The following is an 18124-nucleotide window of genomic DNA, read 5'->3' as shown; positions in this document are numbered from 1 at the left end:
CCTCAGTCACCCTCGCCTGCGAGTGCGCTCGTGAGGCGCGCGACCGCATTCTCGATGCCGTAGTCCTGCGCCACCTCGGCAACCCGGCGGCGATCAGAGGGAGCCGAAGGCAGCGCGTCCTCCCTGGAGAACGCGACGGGTGCATCCGTAGCAACCTGGACGACGGGAACCGCGGCAGCGATATACTCGGCCGCCGCGCCGATCTTCGCCCGGACGCCGGTGGCGAGTGTGCTCGCCGGGTCGGCCGCAGCAGCGACCAGAGCCTCGAGCGAGCCGAACTCGAGAAGTAGTTTCGAGGCTGTTTTCTCGCCGATACCTGCCACACCGGGCAGCCCGTCTGAGGGGTCGCCGCGCAGAAGCGCGAGTTCCGCATAGGCAGCGCCGGCACGTTCGGCGGGAACGCCGTATTTGCTCGCAACTTCAGCGGGCCCGAAGAGTTCTGCTTTGGCCAGGCCCCGTCCTACATAGAGCACGCGTACAGGCACTGGCTCATCGCGCACGACCTGGAGAAGGTCACGGTCGCCGCTCACCACGATGACCGGGTCCGTCGTCTCGCGCGCGGCGAGTGTGCCGAGTACGTCGTCGGCCTCGTAGCCGTCGGCGCCAGCTGTGGCGATGCCGAAGGCATCGAGCACATCGAGAATCATGTCGACCTGCGGTGTGAGCGAGTCAGGCACCTCTTCAACATCGACCTCGCCAGGTCCCGTGGCTGCCTCCTCAACACGGTGTGCCTTGTACGAAGGGATTGCCGCAACTCGGAAGTCCGGCCGCCAATCGTTATCCAGGCAGACTACGAGCCGGTGCGGGCGGTGAGCGCGAACCAGCGCAGCCACCATGTCAGTGAACCCCCGGACTGCATTGACCGGCCGACCGTCCGGTGCCGTCAGGGACTCAGGCAGTCCGTAGAACGCGCGGAACCAGAGTCCAGCGCCATCGAGGAGCATCACAGGAGCAGTCACGTCCACGTATCTTGCCAGGGAACAAGATTCTTTGCGTGTCCGGTGCGTCCACAGGCACCGAAGCTGCCGGTCGGGAAGGCTAGGCTGGCACGCATGAGCGACACCACCGGCGCCCCCAGCGCTTTCCCTTCGGAGGTGTATGCCGAGCGGCTGCGCAGGGCGCAGCACCAAGCGGCTGCAGCTGGCCTCGCGGGCATACTGATCACTCCCGGCCCTGACCTGCAGTATCTCGCGGGATCACGGATGACATCGTTCGAACGACTCACCTGTTTGGTGTTACCGGCGGACCGTGACCCTGTCATCGTCGTTCCGCGGCTGGAAGTGGCCGCGCTGCGCGGCTCACCAATCGATGAACTGGGTATTGAGATGCGGCCCTGGGTCGACGGAGACGATCCATACCGGCTCGTCGGCCAGACCATTGGCAACAATGGCCGTGTCGCGGTCGCAGATGCAATGCCCGCATTGCATCTCGTTCCGCTCAGCGCGCAGTCCTCGCACCCAGTGGAGCTGGCGACACCGGTGCTGCGGGAACTTCGGATGATCAAAGACGACGCGGAAATCGCGGCCCTTCGTGCCGCAGGAGAGGCAATCGACCGCGTCCACGCCAGAATTCCGGAGATCCTGATAGCTGGGCGCACCGAAGCGGCCGTCGCAGCTGATATTTCCGCCGCGATCGTCGAGGAAGGTCATACGGAGGCAGCGTTTGTGATTGTGGGGTCAGGGCCGAATGGGGCTGACCCGCACCATGAGGTGTCGAGTCGCGTCATCGAACGCGGCGATGTCGTTGTCGTCGATATTGGCGGTCCGGTACCTGTGGGCTACTTTTCGGACTGCACACGGACGTACAGCGTTGGCGAGCCGAACAACGAAGCCACCGAAAAAATCGGGATTCTCGAGGAAGCGCAGCGTGCCGCTGTGGCCGCGGTCCGGCCCGGCGCGACGGCGGGCGATATCGACGCCGCAGCGCGCGACCACCTGGCTGCCCACGGTCTGTCCGACTACTTCGTGCACCGCACCGGCCACGGGATTGGCTTGTCGGTCCATGAAGAGCCGTATATTCTTTCCGGCAGCAATCAGACATTACGGGCTGGAATGGCCTTTAGTGTGGAACCGGGGGTTTATCTGCCGGGCAAATGGGGAGCACGAATTGAAGACATTGTGGTGGTCTCAGACGACGGCGCCGTCACGCTCAACAACCAGCCACACGGATTGACAGTGCTGCCGTAACGATGCCCGCCCAGGAAAGCAAGGAGCAGGATGTGGCTGGAAACGAGCAGCCACGCTATTCGCGGCTGATGCGATTCGGGGCGCTGGCCGCTCTTGCTCTCGCGGCCATCACGGTGATCATCATTTTCTCGCGCGGTGACGAGACAGTCGGGGAGCCAGGATCCGCTGTGGGCACCCCGCACCCTACGCCGTCGCTGGAAGACGAATCCCCACCGCCCGGTACAGCGGACGGCGCGGTGCGCATCCCCCTTGGTCACGCAGTTCCAGCCAGCCACCCGGTTGTGACGATCGTCGAGGATTTCCTGTGTGAGGGTTGTCAGGATTTCGCACTAGGCTACGGCCCTGTGCTGCGCGAACTATCGGAACGAGGCGACGCCATCCTGGAGTTCGTTGCCGTCGCCCCTCCTGCCGGGACAGATCAGTCTGCCTCACTCCGTATTGCGAACTCGGCACTCTGTGTGGCCGGTGATGACATCGCCAACTGGCCAGCGTTCCGGGCGGGGCTGTACGAACAACTCGTGGAGGACGCCGATCTTTTTCGGGACGACGCGACGCTCATCGAAACCGCGCATGTGTACGGCGCATCGCACGCAGTCGAAAATTGTGTGCGCGAACTCCGTTTCGCGGAACACATCCACGGAACTACCGAGCGCTGGACCGCAGATGAGCCCGCCGAACTGCCCGTAGTCCTGATCAACGGTGAGCGGTACAGGCCGGTGGGTCCGGACTCATTCGCTGCGTCGGTCCGTGCGGCCGGAAACGAAAGCTGAACCGCCGAGTGAGTCCCCGGTCTCGCCGAAAAGTGAGCGGGAACCCAGGATTCGGGACACGGAGATCTCTATGACGACGCGCTTCGGATTGACGCGAGGCTGACGATAGCGGTACGCGTAGCGGTTCTCAGCGACTCGGACAGCCTCTGGCTCGCGGCGGACGACAGCGGGACCCTCCAGGGCGAGCCAGCGCGCGCGCTCAACCTGGAATACGGTCGCGTAACCGGTGCGCTCGGCGTTGCGCACCTTCTGGCTGCCGTCACTCGTAATCACCCGAGCGATCCCCGCGTCTTGGTCCCACGTGAAACCGACCGCCACGACGTGCGGCAACCCATTCGATCGCAGTGTCGTCAGCGACCCGAGGTGACGTTCGGTCAGGAAATCGAGTGCCTCTGAATTGAGGTCAGCAGGGGTGTGTGCCATGCCGCCCACGGTAGTCGAGCACACTAGAGACGTGACTATCTCGCAGGTGAAGCGGCGGCACCGAGCACTGGATCCCGGTGCAGTGGTGATCTTCGGGGGCCGCAGTGAAATCGGAATGGAAGTCGCTGCACGGCTGGCGCCAGGCCGCACCGTGGTCCTCGCCGCGCGTGCCCGCGCGGAGGGTGCTCATCTTGCGGAAGAGGCCGGCCAGGTGCGGACGGCGGGTGCTGAGCGCGTTATCACCATAGATTTCGATGCAGATGACCTCTCCCGTCATGGGGAGGTGCTCAATCAGATCGTTGCTGAAGCAGGTCCGATCGGGGTGGCGGTGCTGGCGTTCGGGATCCTGGGTGACCAGGGGCGGGCCGAAGCGGATGCGGAACATGCCGTCCAGATTGTGCACACCGACTATGTGGCGCAGATCAGTCTGCTAACTCACCTTGCGACGGTTCTCCGCGCCCAGAGAAGCGGCCACATCGTCGTCTTCTCCTCAGTTGCGGGCATCCGTGCGCGCCGCGCCAACTATGTTTACGGTTCAGCGAAAGCGGGGCTCGACGCCTTCGCGAGCGGGCTCGGTGATGCTCTCCACGGGAGCGGTATTCATTTGCTGCTGGTGCGTCCGGGATTCGTGATCGGGCGGATGACAGAAGGAATGGATCCGGCGCCGTTGTCGAGCACACCACCACAGGTTGCCGACGCGGTCCACAAGTCGCTTCTGCGTCGCCGTGGACGCGTATGGGTGCCAAACGCGCTGCGCTTGCTGTTCGCCGTGTTGCGATATGTGCCCCAGCCGATCTGGCGGAGAATGCCCCGATGACCAAGCAGATTGCCGTCGTCGGTATCGGAGCTGACGGCTGGGCAGGATTGTCGGCCAAAGCGCGTGACACGATCGGGCAAGCTCGGGTATTGATGGGGTCTTGCCGCCAGCTCGCGCTCGTGCCGGACTTGGGGCAGGAACGTATCGCGTGGCCCTCACCGCTCATGCCTGCGCTGCCAGGTCTGATTCACGCGCATCGGGACTCGGGCCTGTGTGTGCTCGCGAGTGGGGACCCGATGTTCCACGGCATCGGAGTGACACTGGCACGGATCGCTGGGCGCGACGGCCTGAATGTTGTTCCGCATGTGTCGTCGGCATCCCTTGCGTGCGCGCGTCTGGGCTGGCCGTTGCACGAAATCCCGGTGGTGAGCCTGGTCAACCGCGATGTTTCGAGCCTCGTGCCCGAATTGACGCAGGGCCGGAAGCTGCTCGTTCTGAGCGAGAATGAACACACGCCGGCTGAGGTGGCAAAGCTCCTCAGCGGCCACGGATACGGCTCTTCCTTGGTGACAGTGCTCGAGCGGCTCGGCGGGCCTGACGAGCATGTCGTGGAAGGTACAGCGCAGCTGTGGTCTTATGGCGCGGGCCACAGCCTCAACGTCGTCGCGATTGAGGTTGCAGGGACGGTGTCAGCACGGCTTACGCGCGTCCCAGGGCTGCCCGATGCGGTTTACGGGGACGACGGCCAGCTGACGAAGCAGGAAATGCGTGCGCTCACGCTGTCGGCACTCGCACCCGCTCCGGGCGAACTGCTGTGGGACGTCGGCGCGGGGTCCGGAAGCATCGCGATCGAGTGGATGCGGTCGCACCCACTGTGCCGCGCGGTAGCCTTCGAAGCTGACGCTGACCGGGTGCCGCGGATCAAACGCAACGCAGAGCAACTCGGTGTCCCAGGTCTGGTGATCGCCGCAGCCGCACCACAGAGTTTCAGCGGACTGGCACCGCGAGTGGCTGCACCTGACGCGATCATGGTAGGCGGCGGGGTGACACAAGATGGCCTGCTCGACGCCTGCTGGAGTCGTCTTTCACCAGGCGGCAGAATGGTGGTCAACGCGGTCACAGCGCAGTCAGAGGCGCTGCTCCTCGACTGGTTTTCACGCTGTGGCGGATCAATGCGGAAACTGCAGGTGTACCGTGCTGCTCCGCTCGGCGAATTCACCGCCTGGCGTCCACAGCTGCCGGGTACACAATGGATAGGAACTAAACCATGACGGTGTATTTCATCGGTGCCGGACCCGGCGCCGCAGATCTCATCACCGTGCGCGGCCAGCGCCGCATCGCGGAGTCTGCGGTCTGCTTGTACGCGGGATCCCTCGTCCCGGCGGAGCTTCTTGACCTTTGCCCGGAGAACGCCGTGAAGGTCAATACCGCCCGAATGAGTCTGCCCGACATTGTGGAGCGCATCATCGCTGCAGACCGCGATGGCCACAATGTGGCGCGCGTACATTCCGGTGACCCGTCGATCTACAGCGCCGTCGCGGAGCAAGTCCGTCGGCTTGAACAGGCCGGTGTTGACTACGAAATCGTCCCCGGCGTACCGGCATTCGCAGCCGCGGCAGCCGCGCTTGGCCGCGAACTCACCGTCCCCGGGGTGGGACAGACTGTAATCCTGTCACGCATCGCGGTCGACGCGACCGCGATGCCTCCGGGTGAAGAGCTGCGGCACCTCGCGCAGACGCGCACCACGCTCGTGCTGCACCTCGCGGTCGGTCACATCGACCGGGTCGTGTCGGAACTGCTCCCGTCGTATGGCCCAGACTGTCCCGTGGCGGTGGTTGCGTTCGCGAGCCGGCCGGACGAGAAAATCGTCCGTGGGACCCTCGGCACGATTGCTGAAGCTGTGCACGCACAGGAGATCCGGCGAACCGCGGTAATTATCGTCGGCCGAGTGCTCGCAGCCGAGGGCTTTCCGGACAGTTACCTGTACTCAGTGGCTCGGACGCGGACAACGCACTGATGCGGGTGCTGATCCTGGGCGGGACTGGGGAAGCCAGGGCCCTGGCGCGACGGCTTCAGGAAGAGCACGAGGTGGTGTCGTCGCTGGCTGGCCGACTGGCAGATCCAGTCTTGCCGGACGGGAAAGTGCGGATCGGCGGATTCGGCGGTGCGGAGGGTCTGACGGCTTGGCTGCGCGAGCAGCGCATCGGTGCGGTGCTAGACGCAACGCATCCGTTTGCACAGGGGATCACTACCAACGCGGTTGCAGCGGCCCGGGTAGCGCGGACACCACTACTGGTGGTGCACCGGCCGCCCTGGCTGCCTGGGCGTGAAGACACTTGGGAAGCCGCGGACACCATGGACGACGCGTGCGCGCTGGCGGCCCGGTTCGGTCAGCCGGTATTCCTCACCATTGGGCGGCAGGAGATGCGGTCATTCACGGCCTTACGTTCAGTGGTCGCGCGGGTGATCGATCCGCCCGGGTGGGAACTTCCTGGCGGGTGGCACCTCATCACCCAGCGGGGGCCGTTTCGTACCAGCGAAGAGCGTGCGCTGATGGAGCACTTTTGCATCGGTGTACTGGTGACCAAGAACAGCGGTGGTGAGCAGACATACGCGAAACTTGCTGCCGCGCGCGAGCTTGGCATCCCTGTTGTGATGGTGCGGCGGCCCGCCTTGCCCCTCGGAACGGCCGCGGTTTCTTCCACGCGTGCGGCCGTGCGCTGGGTGAAAGCCGTCTCACGCGAAATCTGCTGATTGTTATTGGTCCGTCGTCGCTCTGAAAGCATGTTGTGGCGCGCAGCACCTACCGTGACTCCTGTGACCTATGTGACTAGAGTTGCCAAGCTTGGCCTGGTGACGGCCTCGGTCGTTGCCTGTGCGGCACTAGGTGGTCAGGCCACTTCGCTCGTTCCACCTCACCGTTCGGCGACCGTAGCGCATGCCTCGTCCGAGATGGATGCCGCTGGTCTATACAACAGAGCGCAAGTGAAGTTCGCCGCGCACGATGCTTCTGGCGGACTCGCCGACCTCAAGAGCATGCTGGCCATGACGTCCGGCGATGCTGACGCGCTGGCGCTGCAGGCGATCTGGTCAGAGCAGATAGAGGACGCCGCGACTCGCGACGCGGCGCTCAGAAGGCTGAGCGACATCAACCCTGCCGCAGCGCTGACCGCGCGCAACGTCATCGATGGCGTTAACGCCGCGGCACAGATTGTGCCATCGACCCAGACCGTGGCGGCAGCATCTTCACCGACGGCAATCGTGATCCTCGGTTATGGGTTACGCGACGACGGCACTATGGCGGCGGAACTCGTGAATCGACTTCAAATTGGGTTGCGGCAGGCTCAGGCAACGCCAGATATTCCGGTCTTTGTAACCGGAGGCGTTCCGAAGAACGGAATTACCGAGGCTGCCGCGATGAAAGCGTGGCTACTGTCCCACGGTGTGCAGGAATCACGTATCACTACGGAGACGCGGTCCACGTCGACGGTGACGAACGCGCAGTACACAACGGAACTGCTTCAGCAGCAGAGTATCTCGGAGATCATTCTCGTGACGTCCCCGAGCCATGTCAGACGTGCTGCTGCTAACTTCGCCGCGACTGGCACTAGGGTGGCGGGCACGGTGACCACAGAGACGGATCTGGCCAGGTTCCTCAGCCCGTACACAAGAGCGCAACAGGCTGGCATCAGGCTGGAAGCGACGCGCGCCGCCGGGATCCCGGTAGCGAAGACAGGCCTCCCACAACCGGCACCAGGATGGGGCGCGCTACCAGACGCGGCTGACTTCGCGGGGCTCTCTGACGTCGTTGGCCGCTTTCTCGACGTCCTTATGGAGTCCAGCGGTTCGCTATCGGCCCAGTAACCAGGAGGTGCCGCGGTGGACGCGCAAGGTGACACGCGAGGCCAATGTGATTTCTGAGAATTTTGAGATACTTCCGTACTCAAGATAACAATGTGGTTAATATAGCGACGCACCGTTAGCCTCCCGCTACCGAGAGGACGTTATGGCCACCCGACGATCTTTTATTCAGCACGCCGCCCTGGGCGGCCTTGCGCTGAACGCGCCGGGTCTTCTCGGCTCGCTCGACGATCTGATGAACTCACCGGGTCCAGGCGGCACACCACCGCCGTCGCCGCAGCCGAGCCCGCCACCGAACTCAAACGACGTGGGGCAGACGCTGATCGACTATTCCGCGGGCGTCCCGTCAGGACGTTCGATTAAGAATGCGGGCTACCGCGGCGTGATCCGGTACATGTCGGAGCGGCGCGAATCCTGGATGCTCGGTAAGCCGATGCGCGCCGCCGAGGTCGCCGATATGAAGGCGAACGGCCTGGTGATTGTGTCCTGCTATCAATTTGGCAAGGGCGCGACGAGTGACTGGCGCGCGGGCTTCAATGGTGGAGTCACCCACGCCGCCAAGGGAATCGCGCTGCATCAAGCGGCTGGAGGGCCATCGAATGTGCCGATCTACGCGGCAATCGATGACAACCCGACGTCAAGTGAACTCGAACTTGTGGCTGGTTACATTCGGGGCTGGGAATCCGTTATTGGCAAGGGCCGTACTGGCGTGTACGCGAACTACCCGACGATCGATTTCTTGCGTGGCCGTGGCTTAGGAACGTTCTTCTGGATGCACAACTGGGGATCTGGAGGCAGGGTGCATCCTGCTGCGCACATCCATCAGTTCGAGATCGACCGACTGAAGGTCGACGGCATCGGAATCGACCGGAACCGAATCCTCAAGGCAAATTACGGTCAGTGGTAAGTGAGCCGGAACCTATCGAGGCGGGGCCCTACACAATCCGGTGGTGGGAGACCGGCGACGCTGACCTGCTTGCGGAAGCCGTCGCGCTGAGTTCGGACCATTTGCGGCCGTGGATGCCCTGGTTTGATTCTGAACCCATGACGGTTGAGCAGCGGGCAGAGCTGATCACCTACTGGCGGAACATCGCACGAAGCGGCGGCGACGAGCACTTTGGCGTGTTCGAGAAGGCGAATGTGGTCGGTGCTGTGGGACTGCATCGCCGCGTCGACCCCGACGGTGTCGAAATTGGCTACTGGACTCACGTGCGTCATGTGCGGCGTGGTATCGCCACTGCGGCGGCGCGTGCGCTGGCTAGCTACGCGTTCCGTGATGCTGCGCTCAGGTATGTCGAAATCCACCATGACGAGGCGAACCACCTCAGTGCCAGGATTCCGCGCAAGCTGGGGTTCACGTTGCGCGGGACATATGAAGCTCCACGCTGTGCCGAAGGGCACAGTGGCCGGGAGTGCGTCTGGCGCGTGAATCGAAGCGAGTGGCGCGGCCACTTCTGACATTCGCCGCACACGGTGCGGCGTCTTGCGGGTGATGCGCGGCACATATAAAGAAAATTGTCAGAGTCGTCCTGTATTGCTTTGCTTTGCAACAGTTTTCGTATTGCTAAGCAAACACTCGATTGGAGTTCACGGGGCGATGATGGGCCGGGGGCACATGGCGACGACGAGCGTCCTATGGCTGGCGTGTGCGCCACCAGTCGCCGCAGCAGCAGGGCACACGATGTCAGCGGGGGAGATCATCGTGTCGACGATCGCCATCGCGGGATGGTCGGTGTGGCCGGACTGGGACCATTCGGATGCTCGGCTCGCGCGGACTTTGGGGCCGATCTCGAAGTTCTTCGCCCGCGTCGTTGGGAAACTGTCGGGCGGTCACCGGGTCGGGAAAACCCATACTCTCGCGTTTGCAGTGCTCATGGGTGTGCTTGCGGGAGCGCTTGCGCGCGTGCCCCACGAATTCGGTGATGTTGTCCTGCCCGCAAACTGGGCACTCATCGTCATGATGTGGTTCCTCGCGTACACGATGATGCTGACGCTCGGGCTGTCTGTGTTGCGATCCCGACTGATCGGCGATGAGATCATCGCGCTCGAGGCGGCCGGCATCGTGGCACTGGCACTGTGGCTCGCACCTGAGGAGTGGTGGTGGATGCCGTGGACGGCTGCGATCGGCTGCCTCCTGCACTGCTTGCAAGACGCGATGACGGTGCGTGGATTGCCGAATTTCTTCTGGCCGCTGCCGCGGGTCCGTCTTCGCATTCCTGTTCTGGGCCGTGCAGGCGGGTCTCGTGAGCAGATTCTGACCAGTGCCGCGCTCGCGTCATCACTGTGGATCGGGCCGGCTGTCCTGAGTGGCCACGTGTGGTGGACGGCGGAATGGCTGGTAGCTTAACGGTGTTGCGACTATACCCTATGGGGGTATAGTGGCTGCAGGCTACAGTGAGGAGTTGTCATGGATCACCAGCACGCGGAAATGACGAGACGAGACCCGCACACCACGCACGACGAGACGCAGATCGTCGACCGGCACAAAGGCCACGGCGCGCACGGCGAGGAATTCGGGAAGCGCTTCTGGGCAAGTCTGGTGCTCTCTGTTCCCGTCGTGTACTTCAGCCACATGGTTGCGGACCTGCTCGGCTACACCATCCCGCACATCGCCGGTGCCGATTGGATCCCGCCCGTCCTGGGAACCGTCATTTTCTTCTACGGGGGTATGCCGTTTCTCACCGGCGGGGTCCGCGAACTCAAAGCCCGCCAGCCGGGGATGATGATCCTGATCGCGATGGCTATCACGGTTGCGTTCCTCGCGTCCTGGGCGACCACTCTCGAGATCGGCGGAATGGACCTTGATTTCTGGTGGGAACTAGCCCTCCTCATCGTGATCATGCTGCTCGGACACTGGCTGGAGATGCGCGCACTTGGCTCAGCATCGGGCGCTCTCGATGCGCTCGCTGCGATGCTGCCTGACCAGGCCGAGCGGCTTACGGGTGAGGATGGCGAAACGGTCGAGGCTGTCGCGGCGTCGGAACTCGCCCGTGGTGATCTGGTCATCGTCCGGCCCGGTGGGCGGGTCCCAGCGGATGGTGTCATCATTTCGGGCACGGCCGACATGGATGAATCCATGATTACCGGGGAGTCGAAGCCGGTTTCCAAGGGTTCCGGTGAACCTGTGGTCGCCGGAACAGTTGCGACCGATAGTTCCCTGCATGTCCGCGTCACGGCGATCGGGGAGGACACCGCCCTTGCGGGCATTCAGCGGCTGGTTGCGGCCGCCCAGGCATCCTCATCTCGGGCTCAGGCACTCGCTGACCGTGCCGCCGCCTTCCTCTTCTACTTCGCGATCGCCGCAGGCGCCGCTACCTTCGCGATATGGCTGATGGCGGGCAACATCGATGATGCGGTCGTCCGCACCGTCACGGTGCTGGTTATTGCCTGCCCGCATGCTCTTGGGCTTGCTATCCCGCTCGTCATCGCCATCTCCACAGAACGCGCTGCCCGCGCTGGCATCCTGGTGAAGGATCGTCTCACTCTGGAGCGCATGCGCACGGTCGACGTTGTCTTGTTCGACAAGACTGGCACCCTGACAGAGGGGCAGCACCAGGTGACTGAGGTAGCCGCGGCTGGGTCGTCGGATGAGGAGGTCCTGGCGCTCGCTGCTGCGGTGGAGAGAGACAGCGAACATCCGGTTGCCCGCGCGATCGTGCGTAGGGCCGGCGCGGGCGCAACTCGCTATCGAGCCACCGATTTCCGGTCCCTCCCAGGCCGGGGCGTGATGGCTCGAGTCGACGGACGCGAAACCTATGTCGGCGGGCCGGCACTACTCCGCGACCTGGAACTGCAGGAGCCCGAGTCGCTGCGCGCCGACACAACTCAGTGGCGCTCCCGCGGAGCCTCCGTCCTCCATGTCGTCGCTGATGGTGCTGTCGTGGGCGCTTTTGCTCTCGAAGATGCGGTACGCGCCGAATCTCGTGTCGCTGTAGCGGAATTGCACCGCCATGGGGTGAAGGTTGCGATGGTGACTGGGGATGCACAGCAAGTCGCTGACGCCGTGGCCCAGGAGTTAGGTATCGACGAGGTCTTCGCCGGTGTTCTTCCGGAACACAAGGAAGCCAAGGTCAGCGAGCTTCAATCACGCGGCCACAGCGTCGCGATGGTGGGTGACGGCGTGAACGATGCTCCTGCTCTGGCACGAGCCGACGCAGGCATTGCTATCGGTGCGGGGACTGACGTGGCTATCGAATCGGCAGGGGTGGTCCTAGCATCAGACGACCCACGCGCAGTGCTCTCGGTTATCACTCTGTCGAAGCGGTCGTATCGAAAGATGTGGGAGAACCTCGTCTGGGCGACGGCGTACAACATTGTCGCCATCCCACTCGCCGCAGGCGTTCTGGCGTTCACCGGCTTTGTTCTGCCACCCGCGATGGCTGCAGTGCTGATGTCCGCATCGACGATTGTGGTGGCTATTAACGCGCAGTTCCTGCGCCGCGTTAACCTCGAACCCGCACCCCTCTCGAATGGAGCAGCACGGTGATTTTGGGACGACGAGGCGCGCTCGCCTTGGCTGCCGCGGCATTAGCAGGGCTGGCGGGCTGCTCCTCTGAGCAGGAGCAGGAGCGAGAGTTCGATCCGGGTATCGGCCACATCCACGGGCTCGGTATCAACCCGGCGGACGGCGAACTGTATGCGGGCACCCACTACGGAATTTTCCGGATAACGGAGAGCGGAGTTGTACGAGTCGGTGATGTGATCCAGGACTTCATGGGCTTTGCGGTAGTGGGGCCTGATCACTTTCTTGCCAGCGGGCATCCGAGTCCGGACGACACTGAACAGCCCATAAACCTCGGTTTGATCGAGAGCACAGATGGGGGAGCGTCCTGGGAAACGGTGTCGCTGTCCGGTTCAGCCGACTTCCACGCCCTCGAATTCAAGCACGGCAACGTGTACGGCTACGACAGCACGAACCAGCAGGTCATGGTCAGCGAAGACAAAGTGACCTGGACTGGGGGCGCCCGCTTCCCGGCCTCTGATCTCGCCGTCTCACCCGTTGACCCCGCTGAGCTGATCGCAACGGTGCAGCGGGGACCAGCACGCAGCACAGATCGCGGGCGTGTCTTTGAAGTCATCGACACGGCACCGGCTCTGACCCTCATCGACTGGCCTCGAGAAAACCAGCTGTTCGGCATCGACGAAGACGGCACCCTATACCGGAGCAGGGACGGTGGCGACACCTGGGAAGCACGCGGTTCCCTGGATGATCCGCCCCATGCGTTCCTTGCCACCGATGAGCGCCACGTGTACGTCGCCACTGCACGCGCCGTCTACCAATCCTCCGACGGCGGGACCACGTTCTCCGAACTCTACGAGTTCTGAGGTAACGAAGTAGCCGGATACCGGCGTGGGGTATAGACCACAGTACTTGCGGAACGCTCAGTCAGGATGGTTTGCGACGATCCGATGATCAGCAGACAGCGCATGTCAACGTCAGCGGGGTCGAGTGACCCGAGAGGCACGAGTTTCACATCCTCGTTCGGGCTGCCCACAGCACGGCCGATCACCACGGGGGTCTCCGGTGATTTGTACTGGAGCAACGTCTCTTTCATTGCCTGAACCTGCCACGTGCGGCTCTTCGATGCAGGGTTGTAGATTGCGATCGCAAGATCAGCTTTCGCGGCGGCGGTGAGGCGCTCCTCGACGATATCCCACGGTTTGAGCCGATCAGAGAGGGAAATCACGGCATAGTCGTGGCCCAGGGGGGCACCCGCGCGCGCAGCAACCGCATTCGCGGCGGTGAGTCCGGGAACGACGCGTACCGGTATGTCAGCGTATTCGGCTCGCGACGCCACCTCGAGCACTGCGGTGGCCATCGCGAACACGCCAGGATCACCGGACGACACCACGGCTACCCGGGCACCACCGCGCGCGAGGTCAAGGGCGAACGCGGCGCGTTCTTCCTCGACACGGTTATCAGACGGATGATGGCGCTGCCAGGCGTTCGGTGCGACACGCGCCAGGTATGGCCCGTAGCCGACGAGATCTGTCACTGCGCGCAGTTCGCGCCGCACTTCCTGGGTTGTCCAGTCAGGATCACCCGGACCCAGCCCAACAACCACCACCTCGCCCCGCGAACCATGCGGGGCAGAAGTGTTGAGGGGGGACGGTACCAGCGCTACCGAGAAATAGGGCACCTCGTCGGGTTCAACGTCCTTGAGCGGGAGGACTCGCTGTGCACGCCAGCTCGCGCGCTCGACGTACACGGCCTCCTCGAGCCGCCCCGATTTTTCGAGAGCCTCGCGGACAGCCCCGAATGTCCGGCCTAGCTTCATGATCGCGACCGCATCACTGTTTGCGAGCCGGTCGGCGAGTTCAGCGACGGGCAGCGTCCCCGGCAAGACCGTCAGGACCTCATCGCGCTCCACAAGCGGGGTCTGCGTGGCTGCGGATGCCGCAGCCACGGATGTGACACCGGGCACGATCTCCGTCCTATAGGTGCCACAAAGCCGCTTGTGCATATGCATATAGGAGCTGTAGAAGAGGGGATCTCCCTCGGCGAGCAAAGCGACATCGCGGCCAGCATCGAGATGGACGGCCAAACGAGCAGCAGATTCTTCGTAGAACTCGTCGATCGCGCCCTGGTATCCGCGGGGATGATCGGTGGTCTCCGTTGTCAGCGGATAGACGAGTTTCTCTTCGACTTGCCCATCACGCAGGTACGGAGCGGCGACGCTACGGGCGATGGAGCGGCCGTGGCGTGCGCTGTGGTACGCCACCACGTCCGCTTCAGCGATGATGCGCGCGGCCTTGACAGTGACAAGTTCCGGGTCGCCCGGTCCTAGACCGATGCCGAACAGTTTTCCGGTCACAGTTGCGTGCTCGCGATCGCGTTCACGGCGGCCGCGGTGATCGCGCTGCCGCCTCGCCTGCCCCGGACAATGAGATGCGGTAATCCTGACGCGATGAGTGCTTCTTTGGACTCGGCCGCACCGACGAATCCCACCGGGCCGCCGACGATCGCCGCGGGAGCAGGCCATCCGCCGTCGATCCGTTCCAGCAGGTGAAAGAGCGCTGTGGGAGCATTTCCGATCGCGACAACCGCACCGCCGACGAAGTCTTCCCAGAGGTCGACAGCCGCAGCGGTGCGCGTGGTGCCCAACTGTGCCGCACGCTGGGCCACGGTGGAATCGCTGAGGGTGCATATGACGCTGTTGTCTGCTGGCAGACGTTTGCGGGTCACACCGGAGGCAACCATCGCCGTGTCCGCAAGAATCGGGGCACCCGCACGCAGCGCCGCCCGCGCCGCCTCGACAACCCCGGACGTATACGACACTTCCGCGGCGAGGTCCGTTTGGCCGCACGCGTGGATCATTCTGACGATCGCATCGGCTTCCGGACGGGGGAACCCGGATAGGTCAGCTTCCTCGCGGATGATGGCGAAGGATTGCCGGTAGATCGCGATGCCGTCGCGTTCGTATCCGTCGCGCATCAGTGCGGAATACCGCTCCTGGTCGGCCATTTGTGTCACAGGCATGGGCGTGAGTCTACGGCCCTTTCCGCGGCGCCCGGAATCACGACCGCACGAGGCGCGTGATTGCGTCTGACACTTCCTTCAGCTTGGCCTCCGCCTCTGGGCCACCTTCGGCGACAGCCTCAGCGACACAGTGCGCCATGTGGTCGTCGAGGAGTCCGAGCGCGACAGCTTGCAAAGCACTCTTCATTGCCGACACCTGGGTGAGTATGTCGATGCAGTACTTCTCGTCTTCGACCATGCGCTGCAGCCCCCGGGCCTGCCCCTCGATGCGGCGCAAGCGCTTGAGGTAGGCATCCTTGCTGGTGATGTAGCCGTGATGGTTGCCGGTGGTGCACGTCTGGTCTTCCATGGTCATGCGCCTTTCGCTGAAGCCGACAAGAAACTGCCTTTGAACCTGCGCAGCCGCAGACTATTTCCGACAACAAACAACGACGATAGCGCCATCGCTGCACCTGCCATCATGGGGTTCAGTAATCCGGCCGCGGCAATCGGCAGAGCGGCCACGTTGTACGCGAACGCCCAGAACAGATTCCCCTTGATTGTGCGCAGTGTGCGGCGAGAGAGCCGGATCGCGTCGACGGCGGCGCTCAGGTCAGGCCGGATAAGAGTGAGATCACTCGCGTGTATCGCCACATCCGTTCCTGATCCCATGGCGATGCCCAGGTCGGATTGCGCCAGGGCCGCCGCATCGTTGACACCATCACCGACCATCGCAACGGTGCGGCCTTCCTGCTGCAACTGGGTGATGGTCGACGCTTTGTCCTCGGGCATGACGCCGGCGATCACGTCATCGATTCCAACGTTGCTGCCGATAGCACGAGCGGTTGTCTCGTTGTCACCGGTGAGCATGATTGTTCGCAACCCGAGTTCGCGCATCCGCCGGATCGCCGCGGCGGACTCGGGTTTCACCGAGTCGCCGACCACGAGCACTCCGCGGGCGGATCCGTCCCACGCGACCGCGACAGCGGTGAGGCCCTGCCGTTCCGCAGCGCGTGTGGCCTCGGTGAGAGCAGGCGGCAGTGTCATCCCCGAGTCGGCCAGCATCGCAGGCCTGCCCACCATTGCGAATGTGCCGTTCACTTCTCCGCGGACACCAAGCCCGGCAAGGTTCTCGAACTGCTCCACGCCCGGCAGGCTGGATAGTTCCTCGCGGGCCGCGGCGGCGATCGCCCGGGCTATGGGGTGTTCGGAATAATCTTCCAGCGCACCCGCGTAGCGGAGTGCGTCAGCTCGCGTGGCGGAGTGAGCGGTGATGACATCGCGAAGGGACATCTGACCTGAGGTGATCGTGCCGGTCTTATCAAGGACGACGGTGTCTACAGTGCGGGTTGACTCGAGAACTTCAGGCCCCTTGATAAGGATGCCGAGCTGAGCGCCACGTCCTGTGCCGACAAGCAGAGCCGTAGGTGTGGCAAGGCCGAGTGCGCAGGGGCAGGCGATGATCAGCACCGCGACCGCAGCGGTGATAGCGAACTGCAACGATCCGTCGCGCACCAGCCAGAACACAAAGGCGGCGCTCGCCAGCGCAATCACGAAGGGAACGAACGTGGCGGAGATTCGGTCGGCAAGCCGCTGAATGTGCGCTTTACCCGTTTGGGCGTTCTCGACGAGGGTGCGGATCTGAGCGAGGCGCGTATCGTCGCCCACACCGGTCGCGCGGACAACAAGCCGTCCGGAAGTATTGAGGGTGGCACCTGTGACGTTGGACCCGGGCGCGACGTCTACTGGCACGGATTCGCCGGTCAGCATCGACTCGTCAACGGCTGACGTTCCGTTAATCACTTCGCCGTCTGTCGCGATTTTTTCACCAGGACGGACGACGAATCGGTCGCCAACCGCAAGGTCGCTCACTGGTATGCGGACCTCGTTCCCGTCACGCAGGATCGCGACGTCCTTCGCGCCGAGGTCAGCGAGCGCGCGCAGCGCGGCGCCGGCACGGCGTTTTGACCGGGCTTCCATGTACTTGCCTGCCAGGATGAACGCGGTGATGCCTGCGGCCGCTTCCAGATAGATGTTCGCCGTGCTATCCCCACGTGCGGGGATCAGCGTGAATTGGTGGGTCATGCCTACGTGCCCGGCCATGCCAAAGAAGAGGGCGTACACCGACCATCCGAATGCCGCGAGAGTGCCGATGGAAATAAGTGTGTCCATCGTGACGGTGCGGTGGCGCGCGTTGAGGATCGTCGCCCGGTGGAATGGCCACCCGCCCCAGGCGACGACGGGCGTGGCGAGAGCGAGGGACACCCACTGCCAATAATTGAACTGCAATGCCGGAATCATCGCCATCGCAATGACGGGGACGCTGAGTACCGCAGAGATAATGAGCCGAAGCCGAAGCTTCTTCACAGCGGCGTTATCTTCTGCGTCGATGTCGGCTGCGGTGCCGGTGACATCTGGCCGGTGCAAAAGCGCAGTGTAGCCGGTCTTCTCGACGACACTGATGAGGTCATTGGGCGTCACGTCATCTGCTGCCGTGGTGATATGCGCCTTCTCGGTCGCGAAGTTCACGCTAGCGGTGACGCCTTCGATGCGGTTGAGCTTCTTCTCGATCCGCGAGGCACACGAAGCGCACGTCATGCCACCGATATCGAGGTCAATGACTTTGGTAGCTGGCTGATTGTCCAGAACGGATCTCATGCGAAACTCC

At 63.5% G+C, this 18124-nt stretch carries 18 protein-coding genes; 12 read left to right on the top strand and 6 right to left on the bottom strand.

All coding sequences use genetic code 11. The features are described from left to right. Positions 1-2: 2 nt before the first annotated feature. The gene (locus FHU29_RS08410; RefSeq protein WP_064439119.1) at positions 3-944 is read right to left on the bottom strand and encodes a 5'-3' exonuclease; all 942 of its coding nucleotides are present in this window, start codon (positions 942-944) and stop codon (positions 3-5) included. A 108-nt stretch (positions 945-1052) separates the two neighbouring features. Here FHU29_RS08410 and FHU29_RS08405 point away from each other — a divergent pair, with 108 nt between their 5' ends. Both FHU29_RS08405 and FHU29_RS08400 read left to right on the top strand, forming a co-directional pair. Beyond that, positions 1053-2186 carry a M24 family metallopeptidase gene (locus FHU29_RS08405; protein ID WP_064438893.1) on the top strand — a complete coding sequence of 378 codons (1134 nt, stop codon included), beginning with the start codon at positions 1053-1055 and terminating at the stop codon, positions 2184-2186. Between the two features lie 32 nt (positions 2187-2218). Beyond that, positions 2219-2956 (top strand): thioredoxin domain-containing protein, encoded by a 738-nt coding sequence (locus tag FHU29_RS08400; RefSeq protein ID WP_183377495.1) that lies wholly within the window; start codon positions 2219-2221, stop codon positions 2954-2956. On the opposite strand, the gene FHU29_RS08395 is transcribed toward FHU29_RS08400, so the two are convergent. Beyond that, on the bottom strand, positions 2915-3379 hold the full coding sequence (locus FHU29_RS08395) for a PPOX class F420-dependent oxidoreductase (protein ID WP_064439120.1): 465 nt from the start codon (positions 3377-3379) through the stop codon (positions 2915-2917). The genes FHU29_RS08400 and FHU29_RS08395 overlap by 42 nt on opposite strands. Before the next feature lie 31 nt (positions 3380-3410). Here FHU29_RS08395 and dprE2 point away from each other — a divergent pair, with 31 nt between their 5' ends. The 10 genes from dprE2 to FHU29_RS08345 all read left to right on the top strand — a co-directional run bounded on the left by dprE2 (position 3411) and on the right by FHU29_RS08345 (position 13322). Continuing rightward, positions 3411-4196, top strand: coding sequence for a decaprenylphospho-beta-D-erythro-pentofuranosid-2-ulose 2-reductase (dprE2, locus tag FHU29_RS08390; protein ID WP_269747824.1), 786 nt, complete (start codon positions 3411-3413; stop codon positions 4194-4196). Continuing rightward, positions 4193-5407 (top strand): bifunctional cobalt-precorrin-7 (C(5))-methyltransferase/cobalt-precorrin-6B (C(15))-methyltransferase, encoded by a 1215-nt coding sequence (locus tag FHU29_RS08385; RefSeq protein ID WP_064438895.1) that lies wholly within the window; start codon positions 4193-4195, stop codon positions 5405-5407. Before dprE2 ends, FHU29_RS08385 begins: the two co-directional genes overlap by 4 nt. Next, positions 5404-6153: a precorrin-4 C(11)-methyltransferase gene (gene cobM, locus FHU29_RS08380; protein ID WP_064438896.1), complete on the top strand. Its 750-nt coding sequence runs from the start codon at positions 5404-5406 to the stop codon at positions 6151-6153. The genes FHU29_RS08385 and cobM overlap by 4 nt, the downstream gene beginning before the upstream one ends. Next, positions 6153-6890 (top strand): cobalt-precorrin-6A reductase, encoded by a 738-nt coding sequence (locus tag FHU29_RS08375; protein WP_064438897.1) that lies wholly within the window; start codon positions 6153-6155, stop codon positions 6888-6890. Before cobM ends, FHU29_RS08375 begins: the two co-directional genes overlap by 1 nt. Positions 6891-6953: 63 nt before the next feature. Continuing rightward, positions 6954-8000: a YdcF family protein gene (locus FHU29_RS08370; protein WP_341478964.1), complete on the top strand. Its 1047-nt coding sequence runs from the start codon at positions 6954-6956 to the stop codon at positions 7998-8000. A 142-nt stretch (positions 8001-8142) separates the two neighbouring features. After that, positions 8143-8904: a DUF1906 domain-containing protein gene (locus FHU29_RS08365; RefSeq protein WP_064438898.1), complete on the top strand. Its 762-nt coding sequence runs from the start codon at positions 8143-8145 to the stop codon at positions 8902-8904. After that, positions 8898-9455: a GNAT family N-acetyltransferase gene (locus tag FHU29_RS08360; protein WP_064438899.1), complete on the top strand. Its 558-nt coding sequence runs from the start codon at positions 8898-8900 to the stop codon at positions 9453-9455. Before FHU29_RS08365 ends, FHU29_RS08360 begins: the two co-directional genes overlap by 7 nt. Positions 9456-9489: 34 nt before the next feature. After that, the gene (locus FHU29_RS08355; protein WP_083962117.1) at positions 9490-10344 is read left to right on the top strand and encodes a metal-dependent hydrolase; all 855 of its coding nucleotides are present in this window, start codon (positions 9490-9492) and stop codon (positions 10342-10344) included. Positions 10345-10404: 60 nt separating this feature from the next. After that, positions 10405-12483, top strand: a complete 2079-nt coding sequence (locus FHU29_RS08350; RefSeq protein WP_157094904.1) for a heavy metal translocating P-type ATPase — start codon at positions 10405-10407, stop codon at positions 12481-12483. Further along, complete coding sequence (locus FHU29_RS08345; RefSeq protein ID WP_083962118.1) at positions 12480-13322, top strand: F510_1955 family glycosylhydrolase; 843 nt, start codon at positions 12480-12482, stop codon at positions 13320-13322. Before FHU29_RS08350 ends, FHU29_RS08345 begins: the two co-directional genes overlap by 4 nt. Here the strand turns inward: FHU29_RS08345 and FHU29_RS08340 are convergent. Genes FHU29_RS08340 through FHU29_RS08325 form a run of 4 tightly spaced genes read right to left on the bottom strand, consistent with a single transcriptional unit; the run spans position 13310 to position 18114 of the window. Next, entirely contained in the window at positions 13310-14812 is a 1503-nt protein-coding gene (locus tag FHU29_RS08340; protein ID WP_064438901.1) for a precorrin-2 C(20)-methyltransferase, read from the bottom strand. The genes FHU29_RS08345 and FHU29_RS08340 overlap by 13 nt on opposite strands. Further along, on the bottom strand, positions 14809-15477 hold the full coding sequence (locus tag FHU29_RS08335) for a precorrin-8X methylmutase (RefSeq protein WP_423785865.1): 669 nt from the start codon (positions 15475-15477) through the stop codon (positions 14809-14811). The genes FHU29_RS08340 and FHU29_RS08335 overlap by 4 nt, the downstream gene beginning before the upstream one ends. Positions 15478-15514: 37 nt before the next feature. Next, complete coding sequence (locus FHU29_RS08330) at positions 15515-15832, bottom strand: metal-sensitive transcriptional regulator (protein ID WP_013806835.1); 318 nt, start codon at positions 15830-15832, stop codon at positions 15515-15517. Continuing rightward, positions 15829-18114, bottom strand: coding sequence for a heavy metal translocating P-type ATPase (locus FHU29_RS08325; RefSeq protein WP_064438902.1), 2286 nt, complete (start codon positions 18112-18114; stop codon positions 15829-15831). The genes FHU29_RS08330 and FHU29_RS08325 overlap by 4 nt, the downstream gene beginning before the upstream one ends. Positions 18115-18124 lie beyond the last annotated feature (10 nt).

Source organism: Hoyosella altamirensis (assembly GCF_014191505.1).
Lineage (GTDB): Bacteria > Actinomycetota > Actinomycetes > Mycobacteriales > Mycobacteriaceae > Hoyosella > Hoyosella altamirensis.
The sequence above is the reverse complement of the archived record's forward strand: the minus strand, read 5'-3'. Positions and strand labels throughout refer to the sequence as shown.